The organism is Shewanella sp. 0m-8, from assembly GCF_052977265.1.
The window spans coordinates 124283-139093 of record NZ_JBRIMB010000007.1 but is presented as its reverse complement, the minus strand read 5'-3'; the positions used below and the strand labels follow the sequence as shown (position 1 = coordinate 139093).

The following is a 14811-nucleotide window of genomic DNA, read 5'->3' as shown; positions in this document are numbered from 1 at the left end:
TTTATCTAAGCAAACTAGGTTTAGGCAAGAGGTAGAAGCTCTACGCGCTGACGTTAAAAAATGAGTTTACTGAGGTTCGATTATTAAGCGCATTTTTATCAAACTCAACTTGGTCTGTGATATTTGCGCTATGGAGAATATTGCCAGAATAGATCACTAACCGATTAGATTTAGCCTCAACAGAAAACACCTTTTCAAACAGTTCATCAGACTCATTAATATAGCCCGAACGCGCAGCAGCTGATTGCTCCACCTTCTCCACCATGTCCAAAATCATCTCTTTATCATCAAATGAGAGATTTAGTTTTTCGCTATGTTTATAGCGGTAAAAACTCGTTCCCCCCAGATGGTTACCTTTGAGGTAATGTACCGCCGCCATTGAATGATCAGCCAAAGAATCAAAATGAGGCATCTTTTGCTTTGAGGTTAATTGCTGCGGAGTCAAAGTGACTTTAGATAGCCAGCATTTAGCAATCTGGTGTTGCTTAAAACACTCACCTTGAGGTTGCAGCGCCAACAATTCTAGTAGAGCTGATAAAGATTGATAATAGCTAGCGGGCATTTCATCACGCACACCAGGAAACAGCGTTCCGTCGGCGCCCTGCGGGTTAAAATATGCTTTGTTCTCGCAGTAATCGACTAAGGACTCAAAATCAGCGATAAAATCATCAATAACCCAAATCAAATGCTCAGAGTCTGCTAACTGCAGCACCTGAATGTGCGCGTCCGGGTTGATTACCATCTTGTTGATTTCTGAGATTACAGCCATAGTGATATCGTTCCTTTACATCAATATTTAAACTAGCTTCAATCGCTAGAGAGCCTGTTGCCTTCTAAACAAATCAACAACATACCCACTTACCAACATAAAATATACCTGCTTACGGCTAAATATTCGACTCCTTCCTCTGAAACAGCAACATATTACACTATCGATTTTCAATTTCGCGATAAAAAAAGCCCGACACTATTAAGCATCGGGCTTTAAAGTAAAAATTGACTCAGGCTGACTTTGCCGCATTTTTGCGAATGACTTTATTGGTGCATGATTAGCGAGAGCTTAGTGGTGCTTTACCAAATTGTTGCTCCGCCATCGCTTTAGCCATTTTGGGTGCTTGCCACAGCGAAGGTAACAAGACAAATGACACCGGAACGGCGGTGATCACAATAAACGATTGCAAGGCAGAAATTCCACCAGCTCCCATTGAAATCAATGCGATAGCAACGAGTCCCATCAATATCCCCCAAAATGCACGCATCGCGCCACTCGGCTCGGTAGACCCCGTAACAACCACACTAATGGTATAAGTCATCGAGTCACCCGTGGTGACAATAAAGGTAGTGGTTAAGATCAAAAACAAAATCGCAATCAGCGTTGGCATCGGTAACTGCGAAGTAATCGCTAGCAACACGCCCGGTAAGTTAAAACCTTCAAAAGCATTCGCAATAACCCCTGGGTTAGTCAGCTCAAACGCAAGGCCAGAGCCCCCCACAACACTAAACCAGAAACAGGTGATAAGCGGTGCAATAACCGATATAGAAAGGATCAATTGACGTATGGTTCGTCCGCGAGAAATTCGTGCAATGAAGATTGCCATCATAGGACCATAGCCAATGAACCAGCCCCAGAAAAACACCGTCCACCAACTGAGCCAGTTAGCATCGCCTCGGTAGAGAGACATAGGCACAAAGTTATTCACCATTCTCGCCATGCCCTGCATGTAACCATCAATGATGAAGCTGGTAGGGCCAAATAATAGAATGAAGATGATCAGTGCAACAGAAAGTAAAATATTGTAGCGGCTGATAAGTTGAATGCCGCGGCTTAGGCCACTTAATGCCGACAAGGTATACATGGCGATGGCAAACAGTACCACTAGACTTTGAGTGATTAAGGTATCTTGCACACCAAAAAGTGCATTGAGCGCATAGCTAATTTGCAGGCCAAGAAAGCCAATTGGGCCAATCGTGCCCGCAGCCACAGCAATAATACAAAATGTATCGGTTAAGGTACCGATCCAACCATTAAGCGCTTTGTCACCAAAAATGGGGTACAGCAAAGTACGCGGTTGCAATGGCAAGCCTTTGTCGTAGTGCAAGTGCATCAACACGATCGCCGCTAAGCTGCCGAGTATCGCCCACGCTAAGAAGCCCCAATGGAGGAATGATTGTGATAACGCATTGATTGCTAATGTGCGACCTTGTGCTTCACCATAAAAAGGTGGCGAAGAAACAAAGTGGGCAATCGGCTCTGCTGCCGCCCAAAATACACCGCCACCCGCTAATAAGGTACATAGAACAATGGCCAACCATTTGAAGGTATCAATTTCTGGGGTGTTGCGATTACCGAGCTTGACGTCGCCAGTTCTGGCGAAAGCTAAGTACAGACCAATAATAAAGTTAGCCAGCAATAAAATTTGCCAAAACGGGCCAAACCATTGAGTCACTTTTGAGAATCCAACTTGAATAATGCTGGATAGAGCTGAGGTATCGAAAACAGCAAGCAGTACGAACAGAACGAGAAAACCGCCACTTAACCAGAGTACTGGGCTGGCAAAGGCGTTAGAAGTAGATGAAACACTGCGCTCAGGTGGATGAGCTGCAAGGTAATTTTCATCTGTTGATTTTCGATCGACAGATTGTGTCAAATTCGACATGTAGTGTTCACTTTTATCGTCGTCAGCCATTAAATGAGCACCGTTGAGTGCGGCCTATTTTAAGCTGATTCGGTGAATTTTCCTCGGCTATTGCAAAGACTTATAGCGACTTTGTAAAGGTTGAGGCTGTAAAAGGGGCGATATTTTAACACATACGAAAGTAGGAATAAAATCGAGACAAGTAATAGGAAAGTAGCAGTAAGTATTAGGCAATAGTGAATTATTTCAATTTGAAAGTGATTTCAAGCAGTTAATCTGTATTTGTGAATAACAAGCAAGCCCCTCGAACGACACGGCGATTAAGGATAATATCAACGTTCCGATGACATAATGCGTCCAAGCTAATAAGCTTAGTTAATCTATCCTGGTTAATATATCTCTGGGTTAATTGACTTTGGATTATGCCAGTTGATAGAAGGGTGACTCTGCCACGACCGCTTTTAGTCAATGAGATCGTCAATTAATGCTTTCGCCCGCTCCTTGTACTCATCTTCGGTAATCATAGCGTCATCGAGCAACTGCTTAAGCTTCTTAAGTTTATCATCGGCTTCTTTTCTTTCACTTTCAGACTTATGTTTCCAAGCTTCCCAGGCTTTAGATATCGCTTCATAGGAGAAGGTACCTCCAGTCACCGCATACACAATAATCCACCCCGTAGCACCAACCGTACCAATAGGAGCAAAAGCTGGCACCGATAGTAAAATACCAATTGCCGTGGCACCAGCAAGCAGGGATTTAATGAAAATATTTTCTTGAATCGATTTAGGGATGAATTTCATAACAACATCATGTATTTGTGATGATAATAACTTAGCCATTACTGAGTCCTAAATGAAGATAAAAGCCTAACTTAAAGAGTATGACGCACTATAAGAATATTTCCCAATCACTCGCAGCGCTAGGCTGTTGGCTCCCGAGCTAAGGAGCTTAATAAAAATCTTATATTGAGAGTCAAACCCGGCCCCACTCTGCTAACCATTCGCCCACTTTGTACTATGCAAAAGGGTTCACTATTTGTTAAAGTCACGCGAATTATCAGCTTAAGAGGTTACAGTCTTGTTTAGAGAGCGCTTTAAGGATGTTAGTGTTAAAGGAGATCTATTTGGTGGTGTAACCACAGCGATTATCTCGTTACCTTTGGCCTTGGCGTTTGGTGTTGCCTCAGGAGCGGGTGCAGAAGCAGGCCTGTGGGGGGCAATTTTAGTTGGCTTCTTTGCAGCCTTATTTGGCGGTTCATCAACCTTAATCTCTGAGCCTACCGGTCCAATGACGGTCATAATGACTGCCGTGTTAACCAGTATGGTGGCAAAATATCCTGAATCAGGGATGGCGATATCTTTTACCGTCGTCATGATGGCCGGGGCATTTCAGTTTTTGATCGGCACCCTTAAATTAGGCAAGTACGTCACCTTAATGCCTTACAGCGTCATTTCTGGTTTTATGTCTGGCATTGGCGTTATTTTAATTATCTTGCAGCTATCACCACTGCTTGGACACGCCGCTCCTACTGGCGGAGTGATAGGCACACTCACATCGCTGCCGACCACCTTAGCCAACGTCAAATTCAGCGAACTATTTTTAGGTGTACTGACCCTAGCAACCTTATTCTTTTTTCCAAAAAAATATCGCAAATACGTCCCTGCACAGCTTGTTGCTTTAGTCGCGGTCACCTTATTATCAATAATATTATTCGACACAGATAGCATTCGCCGCATTGGTGAAATCCCAGCGGGCTTACCCTCTTTAGTCCTGCCTCACATCAATTCAGACATCTTTATGACCATGGTGATTGATGCGTTAGTGCTTGGCACGCTCGGCAGCATCGATACCTTACTCACCGCCGTTATCGGTGATTCACTAACCCGTAAAGAGCACGACTCAGACAAAGAGTTACGTGGTCAAGGGTTAGCAAATATGATTTCAGGTTTGTTCGGTGCGCTGCCAGGTGCTGGTGCAACAATGGGAACCGTGACAAATATTCAAGTCGGTGCACGCTCACCGCTATCAGGCATGACCCGTGCAGCAGTATTAGCCTTAGTAGTACTGGTCGCAGGCAGCCTAACAGAGCCTATTCCCATGGCGGTATTGGCGGGTATTGCCGTTTATGTCGGCTTTAATATTCTCGATTGGAGCTTCATTCAGCGCGCTCACAAAGTCAGTATGCAGGGCATGGCGATCATGTACGGCGTGATGTTATTGACCGTATTTGTCGACTTGATTGTGGCAGTGGGATTAGGCGTGTTTATCTCTAATATTCTGATCATTGAGCGCTTAAGCCAAGAGCAAGCCCGCCAAGTTAAAGCCATAAGTGATGCCGACCAAAATGATGTCCCCCTCACGCCAAGTGAACGCGATTTACTTGATCAAGCCAATAATAAACTGCTGTTTTTATACTTATCAGGCCCAATGATTTTTAGTGTTTCAAAGGCCATTTCGCGTCAACATGCCAGTATTGGTGATTACCAGGCCATGATCCTCGATCTAACCGACGTCCCTATGATAGATGTCACCGTAGGGCTAGCACTGGAAAATGCGATTAAAGATGCGCAAGACGCTAATTGTGAAGTGTTTCTACTGTGCCCTAACCCGCAAACACAAGAGCAGCTTAATAAGTTTCATGTGATTGATTCGCTGCCAAACGCCAATACCTTCTTATTCCGTTATGAAGCCTTACAAGCTGCACTCAAACATGTGCAGAGAAATAGCTAACGATAACTTGATGTAAAAAAAAGGAAGCAACACAAAATGCTCATGGACAGAGGCACGCTTGTTCGTTGGAATGAAGAGAAAGATTTTGGTTTCATCAAGCCAGAGAGCGCCAGTGCTCACGATATATTTATTCATATATCGGTATTAAAGCATATGGCGCGCAAGCCCATTGTGGGCGACCAAATCAACTATGTCTCAGAGTGGCAGCGCGACGGAAAAATCAAAGCTGTAAAAGCCAATATTGAAGGCGTGGCTATCGTTGCGAGCAAATCAGCTAACAAGCCTATTAATAACCAGCATAATCAGTACAACACTCATAGAAGCCACTCGCCACAGCAAAACCAACGCCCAATTAAACCCTGCTTTTTGAGCAAGCTAGCTATCCCACTCATTATCGTTGTAGCAGCTGTCGGTTACAGTAAGTATCAGCAGATGAATGAAACCATAGTGCTCACCAATGATGATATTGAAAACATGCAGTGGGAGTTACCCGCAAAACCATCGAGCACTGGACTAAGCACTAGAGTAAGTGCTGCTGAAAATAAAGTTATCAGCCAGCCACAGTTTCGCTGTGAAACAGGTAAAACCCATTGCAGCCAGATGCGCTCATGTGCTGAAGCCACGTTTTACATTAAAAACTGTCCCGGCACTCAAATGGATGGCGATAATGATGGCGTTCCTTGTGAAAGACAACATTGCAGCTGGTGATAGCTAGATAAGCTTGCGTTGTAGCCAGTGCGGTGAATCAGACAATTATACTGCCATGCACAACATGGCAAATCTATACTCTCAAGAGATAGGCGCTTCAACAGTAAGCGGTGCACTAAAAACACGCCAATGACACAAGCCTAGCAACTATGCCGAAATAGAAAGCTATAGTAAGAATACGCGGCTGAAGAAACGTAACACCGCCTAGGTACTGAATAGCTAACAGTGACGGCGGACAGAGGGGTTATTTAGCGCTTATAGCAAGTTTACCCTTACCTGTTTATCTATAATAAAAGTCATTCACTATGTCTTAAATAGGTTAGACCAGAGTACCCACCAAGAATCAAGAATACGGACACCACTAACGCTCATGAGACTATTCCAACGCTTGATACTGTCGCTTGCAACTTGCCTTATGGCTTTCAACTCTTATGCTAACGATCCCGTACCGGCATCTTATGAATTTAAGCAATTATTGCCTGCATCTGCTTTTAAATCCCCCAAGGCAATACTGGATTACCAGCAAGCGTTAATCTCACTGCTCACCTCCTTTGGAGAGGTATCAGGTCAACTAGCCCTTAGCGATCATGGACTCATCAATTTTTATGATACTAAAGGGTGTCACTTGAAGCAAAATGGGCTAATACTGCGCCACCGTCGTCATCATGAACAGTGGCAGTTAACCTTAAAACTCCGCAGTAACAACGAACAATCACTCTATCAATCGCCATTAATGATGGCTGGTGAATTTCAAGCTGATGTCATAGCGAAACCAAAGCTACGTACTATCTATAGCATCGCCTCTTCTAAGGCTATTAACGCGGTGCCCAACAACCTCAATTTACTAGCCCAATTATTCCCAGCCTTAGCTCAGCGGCCTCAGTTTGAAGTATTAGGTGCGCTGGAGTTAAAACCACTAAGCCAGCAACAAACGCAGCAAGCCGTGTACGAAGGACTCAAGCTTAAACTTGGTAAACACAAGCTGAAATTTAGCCTTACCATCTGGAGTCGTCCTCCCGAAAACACACCGGTAATAGCCGAGATATCTTTTAAAATTGGCAATAAGAAACATCCTCTTGATGATGAACAATTGCAATCGGTGTACAAAGTGTTAGATAACATATCCAAAATGCCTGCCTGGCAAAGCACCGTTGATAGCACTAAAACGCAATGGTTTTACCAACAAGCAACCCGCTTATGTCAGTCGCTAAATCATTAGCACACTAACAACCGAGCAATAGCCGTTAAATATCAGCCAAGTATTATCAGCCGATTGCAGCGTAAAAGGTACAGAAAGTAAAGACAGCGCCACCTTCAATTACCATGAATACGAGTGTGGTTCTGGTTCTAGTTGTAGTTGCGGTTGTAGTTGTAAGTGTGAGTGTGGTTGTGAGTGTGGATAACGAGTGCGTTAGAGACGAGGCGATTTACTCTGCCCCTATTATTACCAATATTTATTACCAATATTTATTACCAATATTTAAATTAGCTTAAAAGTTATGATTAAACTAAGCCCCCTACTTAGCGATAAGTAGAGGGTTTGACATGCTCAAATTTAGGCTTATGCACTTATGTAATATGGCTCAGTGCGCAACCAATTTAAAGTGTACTCACTTCCGTTAACGCTTTAAATTGTTCCAGTAATGAACGCTGCTGTTCAGTTAGACCCTGCGGGATTTCAACTTTAATTTTCACAAACAAATCACCAGTCGCCCCCTTACGATCCGTAACACCTTTCCCCTTTATCTTGAACTTACGTCCCGGTTGAGTCCCTGCAGGCACTTTAAGCTTAAAACGCTTATCTAATACGTTAACTTCAAGCTCGCCACCCAATGCCGCCATCACCATATCGACGCTAGCGGTATAAATTAGATCGTTGTTTTCGCGCTCAAGAAACGCATGTTCGCGGGTTGCTATAGTCAGCAATAGATCACCAGCGGGCCCACCATGCAGACCAGCACTACCTTTGCCGGTGAAACGTATTTTTTCACCGTCTTTAATACCAGCAGGGATCTTAACCTTTATCTTTTTAGTTTCGCCATTAACCGGTAATTCAACGACTTTCTCAACACCTTGCACCGCATCAACAAAGTCTACAGTGAACACAAACTCTTTATCTTGGCCTTTTTGAACTCGACTTTGTCCGCCTCTTGATTGAGAAAACATATCTTCAAAATCAAAGCCATCAAAGCTTTGGCCACCAAATCCACGTTCACGCTGACTAAATCCGCCACCAAACATGTCGTTAAATCCATCTTGACTGTAATGACGCCCACCCTGGCCACTGTTTTCAAGCCCGGCATGACCAAATTGATCATATTTGCGACGCTTATCTGTGTCGGTCAGTACTTCATACGCTTCTTTAGCACTTTTAAATTTTACTTCTGCTGTAGCATCATCAGGGTTTTTATCGGGATGGTACTTCATCGCTAACTTTTTATAGGCTTTTTTTATCTCTTGATTTGAGGAGGCCTTTGAAACACCTAGCACGCTGTAATAATCTTGTTTAGACATGCTAAACCCTCACTAATGTATATCTCAAAAAAGGGCCATGAGTTTATCTACGCCCTAAAAATTAACAAGCTTATGTATCTATACCCAAACAACCTGAGAATATGAGCATAAGTGACTATTTAGTCCAACCTTGTCTTGCGCCGCTATTGTAATCCCAAAAGCCATTGCCACACATTAATAATCAATAATGCAAAAAGTCATCGCCACCCATAAGTAACCAATAACTTCTACTTTGTGCTAAAACCCTGCCACCCATTATTAATCAATAACATAGTTAACCGTCCTAAAAATGCTACTTGCAGGGCAAGTCAGTTGTCATCTGATTCAGATAAAATGGGTGAAAAGTCTTAAAAGTTATTGTTTAGTCGCTAAAATGATGAAATTTGGACGAAGAAAGACAACATAGAATATTAGGCTGCTAATAACATGGAATTGCTGAGTTTAACGGATTTACTTATCTGAGGTCGTAACAACTTCCGACAAAGTGCCGTCGCCTTTTTTCGAGATGTTCACAGTAGTCAGTTAACTCCTGTAACGAACCAACTGGCCCATGGAACAACTTACCAAAATCTGTAGCAAGCTTGACCCAGTTCTCACTTGGAATATTAAGTCTATTCAATAGCCTTTCAGCACTAGGAGAAATAGCACCGGGTTTATCATCACGAATGATTCGGCCAGTCTCATCTACAAGCATTAAATAATCTTGCAGCGAGAAATGAATGCCTTTTGGTTGGCGCTCCCTCTCATTACCAATAAACGACAATAACTTATCGGGTTGTTTTCCTTTAAGAGCAGCATTAACTCTTAACTGCAAGCTGGTGTAATCAGACTCTTCCGGGCTCCTCGCCATTTTGGCCCGAATAGGATTGAGTTCTACATAAGCCATACAAGCTAGCACAGCAGCCTCATCCAATAAGGCTTGGCTCTTAAATCGTCCTTCCCAGAAATGCCCAGTGCAATTGTCTTCGAAGTTGGCTTGTCTAGCGATAGGTTCGTTGAGGCAGCGCATAAACCAGCTGATATCACTCAGACGTGAGCGATAAGTCGCGATAAGGTGTTTGAGTGCGGCTACCATGCACTCCTCTATCACATCACCTTTAGCAAACTTCTGTGTTAAATCAGTACCATTAAACAGTTTGTGCCACTGCTCAACGACCTCTCTATCTGACCAACTGTTCACCATTTCAAGGTCAATATAAAGCACTACATGCAGATGGTTACTCATCACTGCATAGGCCGCAACATCTATCGCAAAAACCTCCGTTAACTTGAGTATTTGCGCTTCAACCCAACCACGACGATGGTCATAATTCTTACCTGTATATTTATCCTCACCACACAGGTAGGCACGGCGAACAACTCGGCTACAACAATGATAATAAGGCGTATCTTCAAGACTAATTAAGGTACTTCTTGCACGGGGCATAACAACCTCCTACTTAAGCAATACCTAAAGCCTAGTAAGAGGCTGCAAAACATGCCATTAAGAATGGGTGTCTACGATTGGCTGTTATTATTCAACATAGAAGTATAACAACATACACTTTTATCGAGTTTAGTCTGCGAACAATATAAAAAGTGTAACTTAGTACACTATTTAGAGAGGTTGGCCACTAATAGACAAAAAGCATTAAAGATGGGTGTCTATGGATTGGCTTTGTTAAAGATGGGTGTCTATGGATTGGCTTTGGAACAGAATTGGCCATGTATGCTCAACAAAAACAAACAACATCCTTGTTTAAAGGCCAGTTCGGCATCCATACCTCTCGTTCGAAAGCTCGATAACTACGTTATCTCTCACCTTGTTTTCGACGGCCTCAGCCGCGTCTGCACCGGGTTAGGCAAGCGGAAAATTGGGGCTGATGAGTTAAGAAAGTTTACTCTCACCCAGGAGGCCCCCTACTGACTTCGATTTATACAAAAAGACTTCATACCTGATGAGTTTGCAGTACAACCGTATACCGTAATAATCTTCAAAAGCGTAAATTAACAAACAAAAAACTAAAAACTAAAATACTACAGAACAACCTTCCAAATAGTTATCAAAGCGTTGCAAAACAGGATTGCAGATGTAACTATTTCACGGCTTAATAAATAGCAATTTATAACATTTTACTTATAGGGAATTAAGAACTACATGAAATCTTGCGCATTATTTGCATTAGGCTTGCTTACATTAGCAGGTTGTTCATCTACGCAAAAAAACTCAACTGAACAGGCATATATGATTATTGATATAAAAGGAGACTCCTCTATTAGAGAGAATGTCCTTGATACGGTAGTCGAAACTGTCCAACAAAGCATGGATACCTTAACCGTTAGTCGCGGTATCCCTCCTTTTGAACTTCCAGAAAAACCAACAAGATTTAAGCTCGTCAATCCATATGGAAATTCTGGAATTGGAGCACTAGTTCAATCTCATGGCGGCATGGTGATGATTCCAACTTGCCAAGATCCAATCTTGACTATGAAGTCTGATGACTCAACAGAAGGTTTCGGAGAATCAACCTCTTTCTTTATCTGTGTAGTACAGTACCAGCAAGGATATCATGTTGATATATACACCACATTCAATCAAAGTAGCGGTGGTATTTCTATTGATGCAATGAGTGCTTCACTTGCTCGCTCTCTTGTTGGGGACACTAGCCAAATAATTCCTAGAACCATGAAGCGTATTGAAATAGCACTTTCAGAAGAGAACTATGAGACGAGAGTCGTAGATAGTTATATTCCAAAAAAATGGAAAGGTGCATTTATCGATGAAACGACTGTTACAGCCACTAAAGGTGATAATAGCAAGTTATAGTTTTGGTTTTTCTTGAGCTAACATCAGAAAAATATCTTCACTAGCCTAAAAAAGTAAATAGGCCAGATTAATTGTCCCTAGTAGGCCAACGGATATTTTACGCTATTTCAGGCATTTAAAAGCCCCAATACCGCAAGGTATCAGGGCTTTTATTCTTCTTTTCAAGACCTTTTGGCTTTAGTTTTTAAACTATAGACCAACTGACTACCCTTACTAATTATTCACTCGATTAATCGCATTAACGCAAAGAACCCTACACCTTAAACTGCAAAGAGTGTGGGTGTAGCAAACCAGTAATTTAGGGGAATAGAGAACGTTTACTCTGCCCCACTTTATATTAATTTCAGTAGCTTTTTCAGTCAAACAGCAGATAAAATGAGCGGCACAATTATCAAACTGCTAGCTAATCGGTTATCGCTAGGCAGTAGAACGGACGCTATTGATAAATGATTCTGAAAACTAAATCCTTACAAAATGCGCAATCAGCACAAGCGATTGCAGGCCAGCAACAAGAGCAAAACGTGGCATTTTTTCTGCGCCGCGCCTATAAAGATCACCCACAAGTGCTGGTCATCAACGACTTCAAATTTCGCTTTAACGACGAAGTCGCGCAGATAGACCACCTCATAGTGTATAGCTACGGTTTTATCTTGGTAGAGTCGAAGAGCATCAGAGGACAGGTAAAGGTCAACCAGCAACAGGAATGGACGCGCAGCCTAAGTACTAATCAAGGTAAGACTGATAAGTGGCAAGGCATGCCCTCACCAATCAAACAAGTTGAACTACAGCAAGCCTTGTTACTCGAATTATTAATGCATCATCGTAGTGACATACTAGGCAAGTTACTCGGCTTTAAGCAGCAAGGCTTCAAAGGTCGATGCTGGGATCATCTATGCGCGGTATCGAGTGACGCCATTATCGATAGAAAATCCATGCCCAAAGCGGTATCAGACAAGCTGATAAAATCCGAGTTTCTAGTAGAGAAACTCGACAAGGTGATGAACCTAAAATCTAAGTTTGCCAGATTTATACACGCTAGCGATACACGCCCAGACTTCAATCAACAAGAACTAGAATCTGTCGCTTCATTTCTTATCAAACAACATATCGCACCTAAATCGACTGCCACAAAAGCAAACACAGAAAAAAACAAAGTTGCCACAAGCGAAAGTACAGTGCCACCAGCTACAACTTCACTTGCAAGCGCACCAACGGAGTCAGCCGCTATCGCAAAGCTAGCGCAACAAACGATTGCAGAGCCAGCTCAACCCGCTCCTACCGAAAACAGCCAAGCAATACAGGTAGTTTTGCGCTGTAAACATTGCGGAGAATCAACGAATTACACCCCAATGTATGGCAAATTCGGCTATTACATACATTGCAAACAATGCACTAAAAACATGCCGATGAAACAAGCCTGCCCACAGTGCAGTAGCAAGAATACAAGAGTGAAGAAAAGCAAAGAAACCTACACCTTGAGCTGCAATGAGTGCGGTTGCGGCCAACAGGTGATTTAGGGCTTAGAGGAAGTTTTCTCTGCCCCCCGTTTTTAGATTCTGTGACGCTAGTCGTCTTTCTAGCGCAGTAATATTGATGCAACTAGTAGGTTTCATCTGCAATAGTAACCTTGGTGATAAGTCATAGCCTTAAGCTAGAGGTAACTAAAACTAAACTTAGGCTCCAGCTAAAATCATCGACAGAACAGCTATGTAATTAACAACCAGAATAATAAAAGTCTCGATATCGTTAGATATCGAGACTTTTATTATTCTTTTTCAAGAAATTCGGCTTTAAGGTTTTCAGCTATAGACCAGCAGACATTTTGGCTAATTTTACGCCTGATAAACCGTGTTAGAGCAAGGCGAACTACAACTCAATCTCTTTGATTTCAGGCGCCATAGCTAAATAGCGTTCACACCTTGCCAATAGCTGCTTTCTATAAGCATCGACAAATGCTGTTTCATCTATATCAAGCGCTGGCAGCATAGCGATAACCTCATCTATGGTTTGGGTTATCTTGGTGGCCATTTGAGTTAGGTTGTTGACCAACAGCGCTCTTGGCAAACCTATATCTTCGATAAACGAGGCTAACTGATAGGCATAGATCTTATTTGGATCGAATTCATCATCGATCGCCATTGCTAACTCTTGCTCAAATTCATCGTATAGCGCGACACACACCAAGTCGTACCATGGTGTAGGCTCTAAGCCTGTGGGCGTCATAAAGAATGAGTAGTTTTTACCGTGAGCATCGGCATTGCCGGTAAGTAAGTTAAATAACGTCCATTGCAGCATATCTTGTTTAGCAGCCGCAGGATTACTGCACTGACTCGCTAAACCAAATAACCTTGCAAAGCTAACGCCCTCACGGATATCTTTTACATCACGGCCAGTACCGAAGTTACGCTCATACTTTTTGTTAACGCTAAAGCCGAGTGTTTGGCAGCTATCAATAATATGCCGTCTCAGCACTTTTTGCTCATCTGGCAAATAGCGGCGATCAAAACGCTCAACACATAGCGCTTTATATTGGCCAAAGTAACTGATATCAACATTGGCTACATTCATCGATATAGCTTTAGCTAAGCGCATGGTCAGAAATTCATTAATGACTAAATGCTGATGCTTTTCAAACTTCAAAATGTGCGTAGACGAAAGCGCGCCATCAGCAAAGCCGAATGCCTCACCGTTATAGAACAGATTCAGTTTTGACTGCACACCAGCGACCGACAACCTTGGCTTACCATCCCACACTTCCATTGGCCAAACATCTGGATCTTCGAGGCGCTTAATGACTTCAGCATCGCTTATCTCTCTGAATGACGTCTGAGGTAGTAATGTTCCTTTGAGGGAAAAGGCAATTGCACCTGCGGTATCTAAACCAATGCCACGAATAAGCGCAAAGGTGTTGCCCCTAGACACACCTAGCGATTCAACCAGATAGTCGAGCCCTTTGTTCTCGGGCAGCAAGTTAACCAAGAACATTGAGATTTGATTACTGCTGCCTGTGCCATTAAGTGGGATCATTGGGGAAATTGGAAAGCCATCTTGTTGCCAAGCATTACTGTAGCTAACCGAAAATACCTCAGTTGCGGTATCGAACGACAACTCACCGATAATTTGCTCACCAAGGTGCATGTCTAAAACAAGCTTGTTAGCCGTGGCCATCTGTTAGTACCACCCACTCGCGTTGTCACTACTGTTTTGCTTCGCAACAATCGCAATACCTAAACCATCGAGGATTTTAAACACTGTAGAGATATAAACATCTTCACCTTTTTCTACTCGGATAAAGGTCTTTTTAGTGACACCACACAACATGGCCGCCACCTCTTGAGTCAGCCCCGCTTGCTTACGGCTTTGTTTAACCTGTAAGCCCAATGAGTGTTGATCGAGTGAAGAGCCCATAACTAAATT

12 protein-coding genes are annotated in these 14811 nt (G+C 42.8%); 5 read left to right on the top strand and 7 right to left on the bottom strand.

Annotated elements, in window-relative coordinates; translation table 11 throughout:
* Positions 1-40: 40 nt before the first annotated feature.
* From ACVBIO_RS05435 to ACVBIO_RS05425, 3 genes are all read right to left on the bottom strand, one after another.
* Positions 41-769: a DUF6445 family protein gene (locus ACVBIO_RS05435; RefSeq protein ID WP_447169369.1), complete on the bottom strand. Its 729-nt coding sequence runs from the start codon at positions 767-769 to the stop codon at positions 41-43.
* Positions 770-1049: 280 nt separating this feature from the next.
* Positions 1050-2657: a BCCT family transporter gene (locus ACVBIO_RS05430; protein WP_447172148.1), complete on the bottom strand. Its 1608-nt coding sequence runs from the start codon at positions 2655-2657 to the stop codon at positions 1050-1052.
* A 440-nt stretch (positions 2658-3097) separates the two neighbouring features.
* Positions 3098-3475 carry a hypothetical protein gene (locus ACVBIO_RS05425; protein WP_447159694.1) on the bottom strand — a complete coding sequence of 126 codons (378 nt, stop codon included), beginning with the start codon at positions 3473-3475 and terminating at the stop codon, positions 3098-3100.
* Positions 3476-3713: 238 nt separating this feature from the next.
* Here ACVBIO_RS05425 and ACVBIO_RS05420 point away from each other — a divergent pair, with 238 nt between their 5' ends.
* The 3 genes from ACVBIO_RS05420 (at position 3714) to ACVBIO_RS05410 (ending at position 7293) form a co-directional block, all read left to right on the top strand.
* Complete coding sequence (locus ACVBIO_RS05420) at positions 3714-5366, top strand: SulP family inorganic anion transporter (protein WP_447163263.1); 1653 nt, start codon at positions 3714-3716, stop codon at positions 5364-5366.
* 36 nt (positions 5367-5402) lie between these two features.
* On the top strand, positions 5403-6074 hold the full coding sequence (locus tag ACVBIO_RS05415; protein WP_447172147.1) for an excalibur calcium-binding domain-containing protein: 672 nt from the start codon (positions 5403-5405) through the stop codon (positions 6072-6074).
* 415 nt (positions 6075-6489) lie between these two features.
* Complete coding sequence (locus tag ACVBIO_RS05410) at positions 6490-7293, top strand: hypothetical protein (RefSeq protein ID WP_447169372.1); 804 nt, start codon at positions 6490-6492, stop codon at positions 7291-7293.
* Between the two features lie 380 nt (positions 7294-7673).
* Here ACVBIO_RS05410 and ACVBIO_RS05405 read toward each other — a convergent pair whose 3' ends face one another.
* Together ACVBIO_RS05405 and ACVBIO_RS05400 are read right to left on the bottom strand one after the other, a co-directional pair.
* The gene (locus tag ACVBIO_RS05405) at positions 7674-8588 is read right to left on the bottom strand and encodes a DnaJ C-terminal domain-containing protein (protein ID WP_447172146.1); all 915 of its coding nucleotides are present in this window, start codon (positions 8586-8588) and stop codon (positions 7674-7676) included.
* A gap of 454 nt (positions 8589-9042) precedes the next feature.
* Positions 9043-10014, bottom strand: a complete 972-nt coding sequence (locus tag ACVBIO_RS05400; RefSeq protein ID WP_447159699.1) for a transposase — start codon at positions 10012-10014, stop codon at positions 9043-9045.
* Positions 10015-10725: 711 nt separating this feature from the next.
* On the opposite strand from ACVBIO_RS05400, the gene ACVBIO_RS05395 reads away from it, so the two are divergent.
* Together ACVBIO_RS05395 and ACVBIO_RS05390 are read left to right on the top strand one after the other, a co-directional pair.
* Positions 10726-11394: a hypothetical protein gene (locus tag ACVBIO_RS05395; RefSeq protein ID WP_447172145.1), complete on the top strand. Its 669-nt coding sequence runs from the start codon at positions 10726-10728 to the stop codon at positions 11392-11394.
* Between the two features lie 446 nt (positions 11395-11840).
* Positions 11841-12911, top strand: coding sequence for a nuclease-related domain-containing protein (locus ACVBIO_RS05390; RefSeq protein WP_447172144.1), 1071 nt, complete (start codon positions 11841-11843; stop codon positions 12909-12911).
* A 349-nt stretch (positions 12912-13260) separates the two neighbouring features.
* On the opposite strand, the gene ACVBIO_RS05385 is transcribed toward ACVBIO_RS05390, so the two are convergent.
* The gene (locus ACVBIO_RS05385) at positions 13261-14562 is read right to left on the bottom strand and encodes a HipA domain-containing protein (protein ID WP_447163266.1); all 1302 of its coding nucleotides are present in this window, start codon (positions 14560-14562) and stop codon (positions 13261-13263) included.
* Between the two features lie 3 nt (positions 14563-14565).
* A complete protein-coding gene (locus ACVBIO_RS05380; RefSeq protein WP_447159703.1) occupies positions 14566-14802 on the bottom strand; it encodes a helix-turn-helix domain-containing protein in 237 nt (78 codons plus the stop codon).
* Between the last annotated feature and the right edge of the window lie 9 nt (positions 14803-14811).